We start from the raw sequence: 17,464 nt of genomic DNA on the forward strand, positions 1-17,464 counted from the left end.
AAACTCCAGCGGGGGATAGATGGGTCAGGAGGCGAAGAGCCGCACGGTCCAGGCGGCGTGCTGCTCCGCGGTGATGTCCAGCAGTGGGGCGGACGCCGACGGCAGGGCGTCAAGGCCCTCGGCCGCCGCCCGGCCCCCCGCGTCGGCGGCGGCAGCGGCGACGGTGTCGATCTCCGCACTGAGGTGCACCAGCAGCCGCGACGCGTCGAGTGGGTTGAGGCTGAGCAGGCGCACCGCAGCGGTGGCCGGGCCGCCGACGCTCTCGTACGCCGTGGCAAGAGCGGTCTCCACCGGGGTGAGCCCGGCGGACCGGGCGGCGAGGCCCTGGACGACGCATTGGTGGGTGCCCTGGGGGAACTCGGCGGCCAGGCGGTCGAGTTCAGCGGACGGGAAGGTGGCGCGCGCCGCGCGCATCATCTGCCGCCCGAGCCTGCGGGCAACGGCCCGCAGCGCGGGGACGGGGGTGCGCGCGTCGGCGGCGTCGTCCAGCCCCAGCGGGTCGCATCCGGCGGCGGCCGCGGCGGCGAGGCCCGCTGTGGTCAGACCGGTGGTGTGCAGGCGCCCGCGACAGAAGGCTTCGAGGCTGTCGATGTCGTGTACGGCAGTGTGGGCGATCGCGGATTCGACGCCGCCGGAGTGGGCGTACCCGCCGGCGGGGAAGCGGCCGTCGGCCAGCAGGAGCAGTGCGGCTCGGCTCATGGCGAGCGGCTGCCTTTCGCAGGGTCGGATGGTGTGGGCTGTGACCCGGGCGGGGTACCCGCCCGGGCCGCAGCGGCGGTGACGGCGTTCGGCAGGGCAGGGTACGGCCCGGTCAGAAGAGGAAGTACCGCTGTGCCATGGGTACTTCACTGACGTAGGCGCGTGGCACGGTCGCTCCGTTGAGTTCCGTGCGGGCGTCCCCCGTGGTCGCACCGCCGATGGTGACCTCGAAGCTGTTGTGGTCGACCTCAAGGCTCTCCGGCACCGTGTCGTTCAGCTTCATGTCGGCCTTGGTGACGCCTCGGGTGTTGGTGATCTCCACGAATTTCTTGTCGAGGCCGAGGCCCGTCGGATAGGACCCGTCGGTGGCCGAGCCTCCGCCGTTGTTGAGACGGTCGGCTACTTCCTTGTCGGCCACGAAGTTGACCGAGTTGCTTCGGGTGGCACGGCCGGTGGCCCCCCAGACCTCCCGGGGCAGGAAGGGCTGCGGCGTCGTGATCGAGGCGTTGGCGTCGCCCACCTGCGCGTACGCGAGCTGCCCGCCCTTGAGGACCATGTGCATCTTGACGCCGAAGAACTTCGGCTCCCACAGCACCAGGTCGGCGATCTTGCCGATCTCCACGGAACCGACATACCCGTCGACGCCGTGCGTGATCGCCGGGTTGATCGTGTACTTGGCAACGTAGCGGCGCGCCCGGTAGTTGTCGTTCGGGACCAGCCGGTCCGTGTTGTACGAGTGGTCCGTGTCGTCGGCGATCGGGCGGACCTTCGCGCGCTCAAGGTCCTCCGGCAGAGGGCCGTAGCGGCACTTCATGACATGCGCGGTCTGCCAGGTGCGCATGATCATCTCGCCGATGCGTCCCATCGCCTGGGCATCGGAGGACATCATCGAGATGGCGCCCATGTCGTGGAGAAGGTCCTCCGCGGCCATGGTGGACGGCCGGATGCGGGAGTCGGCGAAGGCCATGTCCGCCGGAATATCCGGGTTGAGGTGGTGACACACCACCATCATGTCGATGTGCTCCTTCACGGTGTTCACCGTGAAGGGGCGGGTCGGGTTGGTCGAAGCGGGCAGGACGTTGTCCTCCTTGACCAGCTCGATCATGTCCGGTGCGTGGCCACCGCCGGCGCCCTCGACATGAAAGATGTGAACCGAGCGCTTCTTCCCGTCCTTCGAGAAAGCGCTTCGGGTGCTTTCCAGGAATCCGGATTCGTTCAGCGAGTCGGCGTGCAGGGCCAACTGCACCCCGCGGGCCTCACACACGTTCAGTGCCGTGTCGATCACCGCGGGAGAAGCGCCCCAGTCCTCGTGGACCTTCAACCCGATGACACCGGCGTCCACCTGTTCCAGGAGAGCATCCTCGTTCACCGTGCTGCCCTTGCCCAGCAGGCCGATGTTGACCGGGTACTCGTCCAGGCTTTCGAAAGCCCGGGTGATGTGCCACGCACCCGGGGTCACAGTGGTGGCCGTGCTGCCCTCGGCGGGACCGGTGCCGCCCCCGATGAGCGTGGTCACGCCCGAGGCAAGAGCCTCGTGGATCTGCTCCGGACAGATGAAATGGACGTGGGTGTCCACGCCCCCCGCGGTGAGGATCCGCCCATTGCCGGAAATGACCTCGGTACTCGGGCCCACTACGAAGTTCGTCGGTTCCGGCAGCCCCCGGTCCTGGACCGCTCCCTGCCCCTGCCCCTCGTGACTGTCCGGGGCACGACGGTTCGGCATCTCGAATTCGAGGATCGGGTCCATCGTCCCGGGGTTGTACGCCTTGCCGATCGCGGCGATCCTGCCGTCGCGGATGCCGACGTCGGCCTTCACCACCCCCCACCAGTCGAGGATCAGCGCACCCGTGATGACCGTGTCCACGGGCTTACGGCCCTCAGGGTCTTTGTCCCTGGCGATGTGCGACATGCCCATCGACTCACGGATGACCTTTCCGCCGCCGAAGATCATCTCGTTGCCGCTGTGCTGCGGACCGCCGCTCCAGTCGGCCTCGATCTCGATCGTCAGAGCGGTGTCGGCCAAGCGGACGCGGTCCTTGGTGGTGGGCCCGTACAGAGCGGTGTAATCGGCCCGCTTCAGTATGTTGCCCGGCGTCGAGTCCTCCCGCACGTTCGCCGACCCGCCGCTCGACGTGGTGCTTGAGTTGTCACTCATCGGTGCGTCACCCCGCGCAGTCCCTCGACCTGTCGATCTCCCTGGATCTCCACCAGTTCGACACAGCACACGTCGCCCGGCTCGAAGCGCACGGACGTGCCCGCGGCGATGTTGAGCCGACGCATCCGCGCAGCCCCGCAGTCCTTGAGCTCCTGTGGCGGCTTCAGCTCCGGACCGGCAGGCACTTCGACCTTGAGGACCTTCAGTCCCGGGTTGACGTCGGGGAAGTGATAGTGGGAACCGACCTGGATGGGGCGGTCGGACATGTTCCGCACCTTGATCCTTGTCCTGCCGCCACTGATCTCGCTACCGTCCGGCAGCTCGACGGCCTCTTCCTGGAGGTCTGCGTTGAACGTGATCGCCTCGTGCCAGGACGCCGTGTCCTGGCACTTGTCACAGCACGACGACGAGTCTTTGCCGTTGCCGGCGCAATCGACCGGGCAGCCCGGCTCCCGCGGCGGCTGGGGGTGTTCGACCCTGCCCGGGTAGACCTCGGGCTCCTCCGCGGCCTCCGGGAAGGGGTCGTGGATGGTGACCAGCTTGGTGCCGTCCGGGAACGTGGCCTCCACCTGCACGTTCTTGATCATCTCCGGGACGCCGTCCATCACCTCATCACGGCTGAACAGCTGCCGGCCCGAGTCCATGATGTCGCTGACCGTCTTGCCGGCCCGCGCCTGCTCAAAGACGTACACGGTCAACAGGGCCATGACTTCCGGATAGTTGAGGAGCAGCCCGCTCTCGCGGCGCCTGCGCGCCACGTCGGCCGCCACATGGATCAGCAAGCGCTCCTGCTCGTGCGGAGTTAAATGCACAATGAGTCGATTCTCTTGTTCGGACAGTACGTGCGGCCGGGCATACCAGGAACACGGTGTACGCCCCTGCATGGCGCCGGGCGCTCGCTGATCATTGGCGGAAGACGCTGGCGGAGTGCTCCAGAGCACGGATCACGTACACGATCGAGTGAAATGCGAGCAGCGGCTTGCGCGGCCGTTGTCAGCCGTGAGACGAGGGCGGGCCAGAGATCCCGAACTGCTCCTCCGTATAAGGCCGTTCAGCGTTCGGTCGCGCGCCGGGTGTCACGTCCGTCCACCCGGGAGCTCGGCGAGAACGGGGCGCGGTCTCTCTTGGTGGGCCAGTCGTGTTGACTTCTGATGTTGACTATGAAGTGGAGCTTCACGAGAGGCGGGGTCCCTGTTGCGTCAGGGCTGTGTGACCGTTGTCTGCCGACGGTTTCGTGTTCTCGTGTCCTGCTGGTTCGACGGCTTGTCGTGGCCGCTGTCCCGCCCACGCGCTGCGCGGTTCCGTGTCCGGGACGGGCGATCCTCGTTGAAGTCGGCATGATCAAGAATTCCCGCCGATTCGTGGCGCCCGCCGTTGTCGCGACGGCCTTCGTGCTGTCCCATGGTGCTTTTTCGGCCTCCGCGGCCGAGCCCGGGGTGGAACTGCACTGCTCAGGCCCGGACCTCAACGGTGTGGTGGCTGTTGACTGTGCACCCGCTACGAAGGAGAAGCCGGCGAACCAGGACTGCAAGTCCCTGAAAAACTCCGACGACCCCGCGGTTGCCGGTCTTCTCGGCCTGCTCGGCGTCACTGTCTCCCCGGATACCGGCATCGGGGTGACCTGTCTGCCGCACAAGCCCGCATAAGGCAAGTCACCGCGTACTGACCCGGGCGGCCGGTTCGTCTGTCCGCCCGGCCGGGGCCGCTCGAAGAACCCGGCAACCGGCCTCAACCTCCCTGCGAAGCCTGGGCTGTTCGAGGCTCGGAGACGTCCGGCCACGGCGTACCCGTAGCGCCGTTCTGTGACGCCCGCCGCTGGCGGCAGGCCCTCTGAAGCCCCCGCGGCCTGGGAGAGCGGTGCCTGTGAGCTGCTCGCCACACACTCACCGGCTTGTGCGGCTGCTCACCGTGCACGCGTCACGGCGTCGGTGAGCGTCACTCACCACCCCCGGCCTCGGCGGCCGCGTACGGCTCCGGGAGCCGACCAAGTGGACTCCGGGTGCGATGTCGGGCCGGGTTCGTCTATCCGTGTGTTCTCTGCCGCGTGGCCGTCCTGCCTGATACGGGGCAGCAGCGTCACGTCACGACAATCCTCCCATCAACCCGACAACTCTGGCAGGGATGACCATCAACCGTAGATTTCGCATTCGCAGCTGAATTACTGTCCTCGGTGCTGTTCTGGTCGCGGCTGCCATCGGCGCGTCGCCGACGGGGGCCGGTTCAGCGCTGCGGGACTGTTTCGACAGGGCGCGGGAGCCGTACACCTCGGTCGTCGACAGTCATCTCCACACGCGCCCGTTCGGCGGTGCGGAGATTCCGTTCGAGGAACTCAACGGCTACCTGGACAAGAGCGGTGTCCGTTACGCGAGTATGTACGGCATCGGCCAGATCCTGCCCGCGGACTCGGGATGCACGTACTGCGTGGACTGCCCTGGCGCTCCTGTCACGCCGAGCATGAAGAACGACTTCGCCAACGCGGCCACCTACGTGGGAGCGAAGCCTCTCACTCCTGAATTGACGCCCTCCATGACGTTCATGGACCTGAATCGCCCGAAACCATTCCGAGTGGAATTTCTCTCCTCGACCGGGAGTTCCCGGGGGTGTTCCGGTGGGCAGGGGAGGTCAACCTTGTCAAGCAGGCACTGTTTTCCCATCAGCACAGGCCGGCGACGAGTGAGAACATCAGGAACTGGGCGCCCTTCATGAAGGTGCTGCGGGACCGTGGGATGCCGATCGCCATTCACGCGGATCTCGGCAGCGATGCGCAGCACACGAAGTACCTTCAGCTGATGGAGGAGACACTCCGTCACTATCCCCAGAACAAGATCGTCTGGGCGCACATGGGCCTGTCGAAGGAGCTCTCCACAATGGATCCCGACCAGCACATCGGGATCATGGAAAGGCTTCTGGACGCATACCCCCGGCTCACCTTGGACATCGGCTGGCGGGTGCTGGAGGACCAGTACTTCAGCAGGCCCGGAGGACGGCAGAAGTACGCCGCATTCCTCGACCGATACCCCGACAGAGCCATCCCGGGAACCGACTTCGTGGCGTCCTTGAACAAGAACTACGCGGTGTACGAAGAGGAGCTTGAGGCCACCAGTCGCAGCAATCAGTCCCTCGGAGACGAAGCATTTCGTGGTATCGCACTCGGCCAGAACCACTTCCGGCTGCTCGGTATGAAAAAGACGGCCCCCAAGGTGTGCAAGGCGGACTGAGCCCCTGTTACGGACGCCGGAAGGTCCTCGGCCGCCCGGTCGCCTCCGTTGATCGTGGGTGGGGGCAGCGGTTCCCGGCCCGGTCCCGCTCTCCCAGGCGCGGCGCGTGGTCCCGTTCTACGGTGGTGTGCAGAGGTATTCCTGATTCTCTTCGTGTAGCGGGAGTGATCGTGGTCGACAAGAACGAGAACGCGTTGGACAAGCTCAAGGGCAAGGCGAAGGAAGTGACCGGCAAAGCGACCGGTGACAAGAGCAAGGAGACCGAGGGCAAGACGGACCAGGTCAAGGCCGACGCCAAGAAGAAGGCCGATGACCTGGGCAACCGTGTCGAAGGTGCGGTGGAGTCGCTCAAGCGCGACGACAAGGACTGACGCCCTGCCGCGCGTGCCCCGCCGTTTCGGCGGAGCCGGTCCTTGCGTACGACCAGCCCCAAGGGGAGACCGGCACCTGCACCGGCTTGGCCACGCTCTCGTGGTCGAGGCCCCTGCCTGGTCGGGCCACCTGAAGGTCGCACCCGGGGTCGTCGCGGCGGAGGACTGGGACGAAGCGGTCCTCGCCGCGGCCTCCCGCACGTTTGCGCTGGAGGCCGTCGACAACCTCGCCCAGCAGTACGACTGCGCGGCATCGTACGAGCCCGTGATCCGCAGAGGCCGGTTCGGAGAAGGGACCACCCGCCCCGCCTGCCTTCACCGCGGCGGGCCGAGGGCGGCTCCGCGGGGGCCATGCCCCAGCCCGCAGTCCCCGGAGTCGGCCGTACTGGCGCACGCCCGCAGCGGCCACCGGCCGGAGCGCGGAGGCGGGCAGGTTCCCTAGCCGCTCGTCGGTGTGTCGGTTGATCCTGCCCTGTCCGCCGGAAGATCCTTCATCAGGGGATCGTCGGCGACAGAAGGATGCCTCGGTGAACTGGAGAAGGCACCGTGCGGGCTGTTCCTCCCGCGTGGCGATGACCGCAGCCGCGATGGCCGTGTGTGCCCTGATGGGGCTCGCCTGTTCGCCCGTGCCCGGTTCGGTTTCCGGTCCGGGCACCACGGCTGTCCCGTCCCGGCAGGCCGCCCAGTCGAAAGACCCCCAGCCGTGCCGTGGCACTCTGGTGGGCGTCGCGCACCCCGATGACGACCTGTTCTTCCTGAATCCGGAGATCAGGCGGACCATCCGCGCCGGATGCCCGGTCGACACGGTCTACCTGACCGCAGGTGACGCAGGCATGAAGAACCGCCTCAAGGCGCTGGAGTACGTGGACCGCAGGGAGTACGGGGTCCGGGCGGCCTATGCGCATATGGCGGAGGCCGCCAACCGATGGGAACGGGCGGATGTGTCGGCGGACGGCGTCCGCACGAGGTCCTACCGGCTCGCGGACGATGCCCGGGACGCTAATGTACGGCTGACCTTCGTGGACCTCCACGACGGTCTCCCGCAGGGCCAGGAGCCGGACAGTCTCCTCAGGCTGTTCGACGGGCGGAGGAAGAGCATCGAGCCGTTTCAGAACACCAAGAGCTACACGGAGGACCGGCTGCTCCAAGTGGTGTCCGCACTGGTCCGGCTGAGCCGGGCAACACGCATCCTGACGATGGACCACGACAACGCGTCGTTCGCCTTCGGGCTCGGCGGCGGTGTCGATCACAGTGACCACGGCATCGGCGCCCGGTATTTCCGAAGGGTGGGCTACGCGCTCGGCGTTCCCGTGTCGTCCTACCTCGGCTACACCATGTCTCCGCTCAAGGAGAATCTCAGCCCCGGAGCGTCGGCCGAGAAGGACGATGTAGCGCGTTGGTATCTCGCCCACCGGAAGTGCCGGGCCACCGGGACATGCGCAAACGTCACTGCCTTCGCGGGCCCTCTCCAGAAGGACTGGAGTCTGTGGATCCACCGGCAGTACCAGCAGATTCACCGGGCTCCGCGCGCAGGGGAGATCCTCGGAGACATCGGACGGACCACGCTCTTCACCGGAAGGGATCCGGCACAGTGCCTCCACGCGGCCACAGGGCCGGCGAACGCCGGTACGGTCGGCATCCTCGGCTGTGACGGATCCGCCGCGCAGAAATGGGACGTGGGGCACGACAGCACGATCAGGCCCCGGCTCGACCGCGACTCCTGTCTGACCGCGTACGCGTCGGCTGTCGGGCTGGAGCCGTGCGAGCACGGTCGCCGGAGCCAGAAGTGGAACCGTGAGCCGTGGAAGAGCACCACCTGGAAACGTACTGCCTGGCGGATCTCCGCAAGTGGTGGTCGCTGCCTGTACCAGGACGACCGCGAACTCCCCGCCCGCTCGGACAGCCGCGACCGGCAGAGCCCCGAACTGAGGCTCTCCGACTGCGGCACGCAGCCCCGGCCCGAACTCTACTGGCGCTGGGGCGGCTGAGGGCCCGGACACCACCCGGCCCACCCGCCCGGCCCACCGCCCTGCCGGTACTTGCGGAAACCGCCGCTACGGCGGCGGCCCAAGGCGGCCCAAGGCGGCTCATGGCCGTCTCGTACACCCTGCCGCCGCCTCGTGAATCCGCCTCAGGGCCGGGGCTCCAGTCAGCGCCGCCACGAATACCGCGACCGCCCGCCGCTGGAGACCTTCCCGGGGGTCGGTTGAACAGCCGGGCGAAGCCCCACCAATGGCAGGTCGGCAATGCCACCGTTCAACGGCGGGACTCCAGGTGCCCGCGATGCAGCCACTTCGGCAGTCCGGGGGCTTCCAGGAACCCCTCGGCGCGGGCGCTGGCGATACCGATCCGCAGCAGGTCGGTGCTCTGGGCGTACAGCAGGAAGCGGGGCTCCCAGATGGGCCGGTACTTGGCGTTGGCGCGGTAGAGCGACTCGATCTGCCACCAACGGGAGAAGAAGGTCAGCAGCGAGCGCCACAGCCGCAGCACCGGACCCGCGCCGATCCGGGAGCCGCGTTCGAAGACCGCGCGGAACATCGCGAAGTTCAGCGAGACCTGGGTGATGCCGAGGTCGCCCGCGCGCCGGATCAACTCCAGCACCATGAACTCGAACAGTCCGTTGTCCGAGTTCCGGTCACGCCGCATCAGGTCCAGGGAGAGCCCGTCGCCACCCCATGGAACGAAGTTCAGCAGGGCACGCGGCTGTCCGTCGGCATCACGGCAGACAAGCATCACGCAGCGCCCGTCCTGCGGGTCGCCGAGACGGCCCAGCGCCATGGAGAAGCCGCGTTCCGTCGCCCCGTCGCGCCAGTCGTCGGCCAGTTCGGTCATCTGCGCCATCTCGTCCGGCGGCAGGTCCTCGTGACGGCTGAGGCGAACGGTGTACCCGGCGCGTTCGACACGGTGGTGCGCCTGGCGGACACTCCGTATGGCTCGGCCCTCAAGAGTGAACTCACCCGTGTCGACGATTGCCTCGTCGCCCAATTCCAGGGCGTTGAGGCCGTGGCGGGCGTAGACGATGCCACCCTCCTCACTCGCCCCGATCACGGAAGGTGTCCAGCCGTGTGCGCGGGCCTGGGCCAGCCAGCGGTCGATCGCTCCCGGCCAAGCCTCCGGGTCGCCGATCGGATCGCCGGAAGCGAGCGAGACCCCGCTGACCACTCGGTAGGTGACGGCTGATTTGCCCGAAGGCGACCAGATGACGCTTTTGTCGCGGCGCAGGGCGAAGTAGCCGAGCGAGTCCCGGTCGCCGTGACGTTCGAGCAGTGCACGCATGTTTCGCTCGTCCTCCTCGGTCAGCGGGTCGACGGCGCGACGGGACCTGAAAGCCGCGTACAGGACCAGCAGGATCAGTGCCGTGCTCATCAGGTTGATGAGCACATTGGCCCAGCCGGGGGTGACGATCCCCTCGAAGTGGGCATCGTCGTAGGTAAGCGAGAACATGCGGAGCACGCCGTAGTGCCAGCGTTCCGGGAAGGCGGAGCGTCTGGGGTCCGGGTCGGTGTTGCTCACGGAGACCATCGTGGCGGCGAGCAGGGAGCCCACGGCCAGCCCGCCCACACCTACCGCGACCGCCAGTTTCGGATTGGCACGATCGCCCTTCGCGTGGAACTCGCGCCGTCCGGCGAGCAGGGCGACGACGAAGAGCCCGGTCAGGACGACCGCGACCCAGTTCTGGGCGTGCTGCCGGTACACCGGCAACCCCAGGGCGAGTGCGGTCAGCACCAGCGTCAGCCCGGACACGGCGAGATTGAGCAACCAGGCCGCGCGCTTACGCCGCCGCATGGTGATCGCCAGAAACAGGGACAGAGCACCCGAGGAGAACCCGGCGGTCAGCAGATAGGGCGTGAAGTACTCGCCGCCACTGTGCCGCCGGATGTCGTTTCCGAAGGAGACCCACACGGCGCTGAGGAAGTTGAGGAAGGCGACGACACGCAGATACCAGACCGCGAACGCATACGAACGCCGTGGCCACTCGCTGCGATCCGCACCCGGCTCCGGACTCGGTCGAACGCGTCCCATGTCGGCGACCCTAGAGGGCGCGGTGCGCGGAGACGCGCTCCGTCGGCGCGGTGAACGGGTGGACCTGCCCTTCAGTTCGGCAGACCCTCGCTCCGGCGCTCGGTGAGCATGGTCGTGAAGGCGGACGTGCCTGGTGAGTGCTTTGGTTTCGGGGCAGTTGGCCCGGATGGGCCTCAAGTGCAGCTGTGCGGTCCCGGAGGGGTTTCCGGACGGAGGACAACCCGTCCGGCGACGGCCCGGGGCGATGGCGGACAAGCTGTCACGGGCCGTGGCGAGGTGCGCTGCCGCCGGAGCGAGGTGCGAACAGGCTGGCAGCTGCCGCGTCGGGTGCCCCCGACACCGGCCACGGTGGGGCAAGTCCCTGTGGCTGACGTCCGGTCAGTCGCTCTGCGCTTCGCCCTGGGCGATCTCCACGTGGTGATGCAGGCTCACGAGCCCGGCGGCGGCTCCCGCGCCGGTCGTGGCCGAGCAGGCGAGCAGCAGGCAAGCCGCCGCGAGGGCCGGCCCGTGACGGGTGGCCGCCAGCTGGAGCAGGGCTCTTACGCGCTGAGGTACGGGGCCGCCTGCGGCTTCTGTGGCCCGGGTTCCCGGGGAGGGCGTTGGCGTTGGCGTCGGCTTCGGGGCGGTCCAGGGCGCCGAGGTGTCCCGCCGAGGACGCGTTCCGCAGCCGCGCGTGCGCGGCGCGGTACGGGCGGAGCTGACGCAGCGCCGACCGGGTCACGGCGAACGTGCAGGCGGACAGCGCGCCGACCGCGAGCGCGGTCACCGGATAGGCGATCGTGACCGGTGCCACGTACAGGGGCGGATCAGGTGGCCGAGGGCGGGCCAGGGCGGACACGGCGAGCGTGCCGGCGAGGAGCGTCGCCGAGTGCCGCCGGCCGGCCGCCAGTACGTACGCTGTCGTGGTGAGCGCCCACAGCGCGGCCGCGGGTCGTAGGCGGGGAGCGGCCTACCGTACGAGCACCGGCGCCGCGAACGGAATCAGCGGCGGCATGAGCGGCGCGGCGATCACCGCACGCCACCGTCCTCCAGGAGATCGCGCAGTATGCGCTCGTCCTCGGGTCCCAGGTCGGAGACGAACCGGGCCAGCACGGTCCGGCGGTCGTCGTCCTTGTCGAGCTCGTGGTGCATGCGCCGGGCGGTCAGGCCGTGGGCGTCCTGGACGGGGAAGTACGCGAATCCGCGACCGGAGCGTTCCCGGCCGACCGTCCCCTTCTGAAAGAGCCGGGACAGGATCGTCGTCACCGTCGTCCGGGCCAGCTCCACCGTCAGACCGCGCTGTACCTGTCCGGCGGTCCGGGGGCCGTCCGCCGCCCACAGCGCCGCGAGCACGCTCGCCTCCAGCTCCCCGGCCCCTCTGCGCTCGGCAGCACCCTCCGCCATCGCGGTCCCCTCATCTCCTGATCGTCTACAGTTCCGTAGACCGTCTACGTGATGGTAGTCGACCAGTTGTTCCATTCGGCCGCCCCTGCCCGCATTCAGTGAGCGGCCACTCGCTCATGGCCGTATCCCTCCATGCCGGGTCCCCACTCGCGCTCCTTCGGTGTCCTGGGTGTCGCGGTGGTGGTGTTCGCCGGGACCGGACCGCTGGTCGGCCGCTTCCTGCCAGGCGACTTCCTCGGGCACGTCAACGCGTGAACGGGCGCCCGGACGGAGGAACCGTCCGGGCGCCCGTCCACAGTGATCAGCGGCGCAGGTTGAGACGGTGCACGCCGCCGTCGACGGTGCCGACGTAGAGTGTGCGGCCGTCGGGGCTCGCGGCCAGTTTGGTGGTATCGGTGTTCTGCAGGCCGGTGGAGATGTTGTGCCAGCTCCGACCGTCGTCGGTGCTGCGCAGGACGCCGCGGCCGCCCTGCGGGAGGCCGCTGGCCCTGGAGCTGGTGGTGGCCGCGTAGAACGTGCCCTTGACCCGGAGCAGATCGGAGACATGGATCGCGAGAGCGCCGGTGTCCGCGGTGCGGAAGGTCCGGCCGCCGTCGGAGCTGACACGGACTCTCTCGCCGCCGATGACGAGACGCCGTCCGTCGAGGTCGATCGCGGTCACCGGGCCGTCGGCGACCTTGGTGACCGTGACCCCGCCGTCGTCGGACCGGTAGAGACCGGCGGTATTGCCGAGCCACAGGCGCAGCGGGTTCGCGGGGTCACCCGCGATGGTGTCGAAGGAGCGCTCGTGGTAGAGGTTCTTCCACGTCGCGCCGCCGTCGCTGGTGGCGAACAGCCCACGGCCCAGAAGGCTTTGGAAGCTGACCATGATCCGGTTCGGGTCGGCGGGGTGGACCAGGAGCGCGGTCGGCACCTCCGCCGAACTGCCCCTCTCCTCCCAGGTGGAACCGCCGTCGCCGCTGCGCTCGACGACGAACGCGCCGAACCCGGTGCGCCGGACCTTCCAGACCACCTTCGGATCCTTGGCCGACACCGCGAGCTGCGGGACGCCGACGCCCCGACTGCCCTCGCCGCCCGACCGGCCCCACTCCGGGCTCGCGACGGGAAGTGCGGTGCGGTAGACCGCGCTCTCGGTGGCGGCGAGCAGATGGCCGTCACTGACAGCGAGATCGTTGACGGTCAGTCCCTGGACGCCGATGCGTCGGTATCCGGTGCCGTTCGCGGCACCCCGGTAGAGACCGTCCTGCTCGCTGGAGACGGTGACGGAACCGTCGGCCCAGCGGTCGTAGTCCATCGGCACCGCCGCCCGGGACGGTGCGGCGACCTCGGTCCATGTCCGCCCGTGGTCGCGGCTGAGACGGCCCTTGCCGGTCAACGTGCTCAGGTACAGGTCGTCACCCGAGATGGTCAGGTGGAGGCCGCCTTCCGTCATGGACAGCAGGGTGGTCCAGGTCTTCCCGCTGTCACGGGAACCGACAACTCCCCGGCCCGGGACATACACCGCCACGACCGAGGAGTCGGCGGCCAGCCCGCCGACGGTTCCGTCGGCCGCGTCGAAGAGCGGCCGCGCCTCGCCGGGGTTGCCCGAGCCGATGCCCGAGCGGGCCCAGACACCGTGATTCGTCGTCATGTAAAGGGTGTCGCCGGTGACGGCGGCCGAGGTGATGGCGCCGGTGACACCGGTCGGATACGTCGTCCAGCGGTTGCCCGCGTCCGTGCTGACCAGCAGGGCGTCCGAGGCGACCGCGACCAGGGTGCGGGTCCGTTCGTCGGCGGCGAGCGCCTTGATGCGCGTGTCCGGGACGTCGAGCGTGCGCCAGGTCCGCCCGTTGTCATCGGTGCGCAGGATGGCGCCCCGGCGGCTGCCGTCGCGAACGCTGTTCACGACGTACCACCAGCGGTCGGGATTCTTCGCGTCCACCACGAGCGGCCCCGTGCCGTCCGCGACAGGCAGCCGTCCCAACTGGCGCCAGGAGGCGCCGTTGTCGGTGGTCAGCCAGGGAGCTGCCTTCTGGTACTGGGTGAGGACGGCCTGCTTCGGCCGGCTCGGCGAGAGGGCGACGTGACCGGCCTCGCTGTTGGGACCGACCGGCTCCCAGCGGTTCCTGCGGCTGTCGGCCGGGGTGACTTCGAAGGCGCTGGAGCCGGTGAGGCGCTGTCCGGTGCCGGCGGTGCCGCGTACCGAGACCCGGTAGGCGCCGGCCGCGCTGCCGGTCACCTCGGCCCGGTAGTAGCCGTTGGCGGGATCGAGGGTGGAGGTGACCTTCACGGCCTTGCCGCGCGGCGGGGTGATGGTGACGACCGGCGGTGCGGCCAGCCGGGTCGGCGGGGCGATGTGCACGGTCGAGTGACCGTCGCTCGGGTCGGGTGCGGCCTGGACGGCCAGATACCGGACGGCGAGCAGGTAGGGCACCTCGATCGTCGGGCCCCGGTCGGGAGTCGCCGTGAGGCGGCCGCTGATCTCGGTGTCGGCAACCGGCCGGGTGACGCGCAGCGAGACCGTGACGGTCACGGTCCTCCCGGCCGGTACGGTGACCCGCTTCGGCGAGACCGTGGCCGGACCGTCGGTCCGCAGCGAGGTCGCGACCGGGCGCTTGCCCGAGTTCCGCAGTGTCACCTTCGCGATGCCGCCGACGTGACGCCGGGACAGATCGGCGAGCCCGAACGACACCGACGCCGGTGAGGCGCTGACCGTGGCCGAGGCGGCCGCGGCCACATCGAGCCGGCCCGAGCCCTGCGTCGTGGGCCCGCTGCCGCGCAGCGGCTCGGCGGTGCCGATCAGCGCGGCTTTGATCTCGGCGGGGGCCCGGTCCGGATGCAGCTGGCGCAGCAGTGCCGCGGCGCCGGCGACGTGCGGGGCGGCCATCGACGTACCCGACATGCGGTACTGGCCGGGCCCGTACAGCGCCTTGGGAATGGTGGAGCGGATCTCCACGCCCGGCGCGACCAGATCGGGCTTCAGGCCGAAGGCCGGTGTGGGGCCGCGTGAGGAGAACGAGGCGATCTGGTCGGTGGTGTCGGTGCCGCGCAGCGTCACCGACACCTTCCCGGCGGCGAGCCGGGTGCTCAACTCCGTGTACTGGGTCGAGTCGATGCCCATGACCACCAGGCGGTCCATGCGCAGCGAGTCGCCGGAGGCGTCGATCCGCGCGGACGAGGACGGCACCTGGGCCACTCCCGGCTCAGGCTTCACCTCCGGCGGCCGGACCTCTCCCGCCGCTCCGGCGACGAACACCGGGCCGTCGTTGGAGGGCAGGCCGGCCAGTACGGCGATCGCGCCGCGCTTCTCCGCCTCCTGCGCCCACTCCACGTCGCTCCCCGTCAGGTACTGGGAGCTGGCGGCGACGAGCATCTGGGCCCGTACGATCTTTCCGCGTACGTCGCCGGCCCGCTTCCAGTCCTCGGCGGTGCCCGCGCCGACATCGACGAGCGGCGCCGTGACGGGGCGCTCCGGCGGATTCGCCGACAGGATGCCGCGGTAACTCTGGATCAACTCGGGCTTGCTGCCGGCCAGATAGGCGCTGGGCAGGCGCAGATTGCTCGTCGACGCGCCGACCGAGACCACACCGTCGGCCGTTCCCGGACTGCTGACCGTACCCGCGCCCGGACCGTCGTTGCCGGCCGCGGCCACCACGACCACACCGGCCTGTACGGCCGCGGTCGCGGCGCGGCCCAGCGGGTCGGTGCCGTCGCCGGGGCCGCCGAGGCTCAGGTTGATGACATCGGCGCGGTGCGGGTTGGCCGGATCGGAGGCAGCCTCGATTCCCGCGATGATGTCCGATGTGTAGCCGGAGCCGTCGGCGTCCATCACCTTGTAGGCCAGCAGGTTCGCGCCGGGCGCCACGCCGGTGACGCCGCCCTTCTCGGCCGCCTTGCCCGCGATGATGCCGGCGACATGGGTGCCGTGGCCGTTGTCGTCCATCGGGTCCTCGTCGCCGTTGACGAAGTCGTGCCCGCCGACGACCTTGTGCCCCTTGCCGAGTCCGCCGCCCAGGTCGGGGTGGCTGTAGTCCACGCCGCTGTCCAGGACCGCGACGGTGGTTCCCTTGCCGGTGACACCCCTTCCGGCGGGGTCCTTGCGCTGCCAGACGCCGGGTGCGCCGATCAGCGGCACGCTCACGTCCGTCTTCGTCAGCACCCGGGTGTCGGGGCGGACGGCGGTGACGCCCGGCAGCGACGACAGCCGCCCGACCTCGGAGGCGGGCACCGTCATTGCCACGGCATTGACGAGCAGACCCAGTCTGCGTGCAGCCGAAGCGTGCAGCCCGGCGCTCTTCACCGAGCCGAGGAACGTCTCCTGCCGCGCGTCGAGCGCGCGGCGGGCGGCACCGACGCCGCGGGCGGCCTCGGCGGACAGCAGCGATCCACCGGGTGCGGCGGTGACCGCGGGCTCCCCGGCGAGTTCCACCAGCACTCGTTGCGACGGGTCGGGCGCGGACGCGTCGGCGGCACCCGGTATCGCCGCCAGCGTACCGGCGAGAACAACGGCGGCGAGGGCGGTATGACGCGATCTTCGTGACTTCATTGCCATGCCTAAAGGTCTTAGTGGTGAGGACACTTGCCGCACAACTGATCTTCGTGGCCCATTGCTGCCGCTGGCACAAGTGGGCCACCATCCGTATATGACTCCCGAAACACCGCAACTCACGGCGGCAGGCATCGATCCGTTCGACGAGAGCGTCTACCGCGCCGTCCTGACCCGGCGGACGGCGGCACCCGCCGAACTCACCGCTGATCTCCACTGTTCGGCCGAGCGCGTCGCCAGGGCACTGGACCGGCTCCGTGACCACGGGCTGGTCGGCCGGCTCTCCGGTTCCCGCCGCCGCTACGCCGCGATCGAGCCGGGCGCCGCTGTCGAGGCGCTGGTGCGGGCCAGAAGCAATGAGCTGGAGCGGGTCCGCTCGGCGGCCGACGAGCTGTCCCGGCTGTTCGCCGCCACGCGCACCGGCGCGACGTATGAGGACGAGGTGGAGATCACCACCGGCAGCGAGGCGCTCGGCCGCTGGTTCGTCCGCCTTCAGCAGGAGGCCCACGAGGACGTGATGACCCTGGACCGGCCCCCGTACGCCCTGACCACCTCCAACCCTGTGGAGGCGACGGCGCTCGGCCGCGGCGTACGGTACCGCGCGGTCTACGCTCCCGAAGCCTTGGAATGGCCGGGCGTCCTCGACGACATCCGTGAGCTGGTCCGGCACGGCGAACAGGCCCGCGTCCTGCCCGGCCTGGGCATCAAACTCGCCATCGCCGACCGCAAGCTCGCCCTGATGCCGCTCTCGCTAGACCTCAAGGGTGTCCGCGCCGCGGTGATCCGCCCTTCCACTCTGCTCGATGCGCTCACCGACTACTGGGAAATGTGCTGGGAGCGGGCACTGCCTCTCAACGCCCCCGCCGAGGACCCCCTCGGCGAGGAGGACCGCCTCGTCCTCACCCTCCTGGTCAGCGGTCTCAAGGACGAGGCGATAGCCCGCCAGCTCGGCTGGTCCGTCCGCACCATGCGCCGCCGCATCAGCCGGCTGCACGACCTCCTCGGCGCCGCCAACCGCTTCCAGGCCGGAGTGATCGCGGCCCGCCGGGGCTGGTTGTGAGGCGGCACGCCGCCAGCAGGTGGAGCGGCA

13 protein-coding genes and 1 pseudogene are annotated in these 17,464 nt (G+C 69.4%); 7 read left to right on the plus strand and 7 right to left on the minus strand.

The genetic code is table 11. The annotated features are described in order from the left end of the window. Nucleotides 1-24 precede the first annotated feature (24 nt). From OG413_RS38870 to OG413_RS38885, 4 genes and pseudogenes are all read right to left on the minus strand, one after another. The gene (locus tag OG413_RS38870; protein WP_266813983.1) at nt 25-699 is read right to left on the minus strand and encodes an urease accessory protein UreF; all 675 of its coding nucleotides are present in this window, start codon (nt 697-699) and stop codon (nt 25-27) included. Between the two features lie 112 nt (nt 700-811). Further along, nucleotides 812-2,854, minus strand: a complete 2,043-nt coding sequence (locus tag OG413_RS38875) for an urease subunit alpha (protein WP_266813985.1) — start codon at nt 2,852-2,854, stop codon at nt 812-814. After that, nucleotides 2,851-3,393: an urease subunit beta gene (locus OG413_RS38880; RefSeq protein WP_266814296.1), complete on the minus strand. Its 543-nt coding sequence runs from the start codon at nt 3,391-3,393 to the stop codon at nt 2,851-2,853. Before OG413_RS38880 ends, OG413_RS38875 begins: the two co-directional genes overlap by 4 nt. Continuing rightward, nucleotides 3,373-3,666, minus strand: a pseudogene (locus OG413_RS38885) (urease subunit gamma); the annotation flags it as partial. The gene OG413_RS38880 and the pseudogene OG413_RS38885, both read right to left, overlap by 21 nt. A gap of 525 nt (nt 3,667-4,191) precedes the next feature. Here OG413_RS38885 and OG413_RS38890 point away from each other — a divergent pair. The 5 genes from OG413_RS38890 (at nt 4,192) to OG413_RS38910 (ending at nt 8,431) form a co-directional block, all read left to right on the plus strand. Continuing rightward, nucleotides 4,192-4,500 carry a hydrophobin family protein gene (locus OG413_RS38890; RefSeq protein ID WP_266813987.1) on the plus strand — a complete coding sequence of 103 codons (309 nt, stop codon included), beginning with the start codon at nt 4,192-4,194 and terminating at the stop codon, nt 4,498-4,500. A gap of 954 nt (nt 4,501-5,454) precedes the next feature. Beyond that, nucleotides 5,455-6,072 (plus strand): amidohydrolase family protein, encoded by a 618-nt coding sequence (locus OG413_RS38895; RefSeq protein ID WP_266813989.1) that lies wholly within the window; start codon nt 5,455-5,457, stop codon nt 6,070-6,072. Between the two features lie 170 nt (nt 6,073-6,242). Next, the gene (locus OG413_RS38900; protein ID WP_266813991.1) at nt 6,243-6,443 is read left to right on the plus strand and encodes a CsbD family protein; all 201 of its coding nucleotides are present in this window, start codon (nt 6,243-6,245) and stop codon (nt 6,441-6,443) included. Nucleotides 6,444-6,543: 100 nt separating this feature from the next. Continuing rightward, the gene (locus OG413_RS38905) at nt 6,544-6,885 is read left to right on the plus strand and encodes a hypothetical protein (RefSeq protein ID WP_266813993.1); all 342 of its coding nucleotides are present in this window, start codon (nt 6,544-6,546) and stop codon (nt 6,883-6,885) included. 85 nt (nt 6,886-6,970) lie between these two features. Continuing rightward, nucleotides 6,971-8,431, plus strand: coding sequence for a ricin-type beta-trefoil lectin domain protein (locus tag OG413_RS38910; RefSeq protein WP_266813995.1), 1,461 nt, complete (start codon nt 6,971-6,973; stop codon nt 8,429-8,431). Between the two features lie 268 nt (nt 8,432-8,699). Here the strand turns inward: OG413_RS38910 and OG413_RS38915 are convergent, their stop codons facing one another. Then, nucleotides 8,700-10,466, minus strand: coding sequence for a phosphatidylglycerol lysyltransferase domain-containing protein (locus OG413_RS38915; protein ID WP_266813997.1), 1,767 nt, complete (start codon nt 10,464-10,466; stop codon nt 8,700-8,702). A gap of 1,008 nt (nt 10,467-11,474) precedes the next feature. Then, nucleotides 11,475-11,849 (minus strand): BlaI/MecI/CopY family transcriptional regulator, encoded by a 375-nt coding sequence (locus tag OG413_RS38920; protein WP_266813999.1) that lies wholly within the window; start codon nt 11,847-11,849, stop codon nt 11,475-11,477. A 132-nt stretch (nt 11,850-11,981) separates the two neighbouring features. Here OG413_RS38920 and OG413_RS38925 point away from each other — a divergent pair, with 132 nt between their 5' ends. Continuing rightward, nucleotides 11,982-12,104, plus strand: a complete 123-nt coding sequence (locus OG413_RS38925) for a hypothetical protein (RefSeq protein WP_266814001.1) — start codon at nt 11,982-11,984, stop codon at nt 12,102-12,104. A 46-nt stretch (nt 12,105-12,150) separates the two neighbouring features. On the opposite strand, the gene OG413_RS38930 is transcribed toward OG413_RS38925, so the two are convergent. Further along, on the minus strand, nt 12,151-16,374 hold the full coding sequence (locus OG413_RS38930) for a S8 family serine peptidase (protein WP_323138009.1): 4,224 nt from the start codon (nt 16,372-16,374) through the stop codon (nt 12,151-12,153). A 97-nt stretch (nt 16,375-16,471) separates the two neighbouring features. Between OG413_RS38930 and OG413_RS38935 the strand changes: the two genes are divergently transcribed. Further along, nucleotides 16,472-17,434 (plus strand): helix-turn-helix domain-containing protein, encoded by a 963-nt coding sequence (locus tag OG413_RS38935; RefSeq protein ID WP_266814003.1) that lies wholly within the window; start codon nt 16,472-16,474, stop codon nt 17,432-17,434. Nucleotides 17,435-17,464 lie beyond the last annotated feature (30 nt).

It is taken from the genome of Streptomyces sp. NBC_01433, assembly GCF_026340105.1.
Lineage (GTDB): Bacteria > Actinomycetota > Actinomycetes > Streptomycetales > Streptomycetaceae > Streptomyces.

Coding starts and splice junctions, on each gene's coding strand:
- OG413_RS38870 (WP_266813983.1), bottom strand. CDS start 699: ATGAGCCGAGCCGCACTGCTCCTGCTGGCCGACGGCCGCTTCCCCGCC.
- OG413_RS38875 (WP_266813985.1), bottom strand. CDS start 2,854: ATGAGTGACAACTCAAGCACCACGTCGAGCGGCGGGTCGGCGAACGTG.
- OG413_RS38890 (WP_266813987.1), top strand. CDS start 4,192: ATGATCAAGAATTCCCGCCGATTCGTGGCGCCCGCCGTTGTCGCGACG.
- OG413_RS38915 (WP_266813997.1), bottom strand. CDS start 10,466: ATGGGACGCGTTCGACCGAGTCCGGAGCCGGGTGCGGATCGCAGCGAG.
- OG413_RS38920 (WP_266813999.1), bottom strand. CDS start 11,849: ATGGCGGAGGGTGCTGCCGAGCGCAGAGGGGCCGGGGAGCTGGAGGCG.
- OG413_RS38925 (WP_266814001.1), top strand. CDS start 11,982: ATGCCGGGTCCCCACTCGCGCTCCTTCGGTGTCCTGGGTGTCGCGGTG.
- OG413_RS38930 (WP_323138009.1), bottom strand. CDS start 16,374: ATGAAGTCACGAAGATCGCGTCATACCGCCCTCGCCGCCGTTGTTCTC.
- OG413_RS38935 (WP_266814003.1), top strand. CDS start 16,472: ATGACTCCCGAAACACCGCAACTCACGGCGGCAGGCATCGATCCGTTC.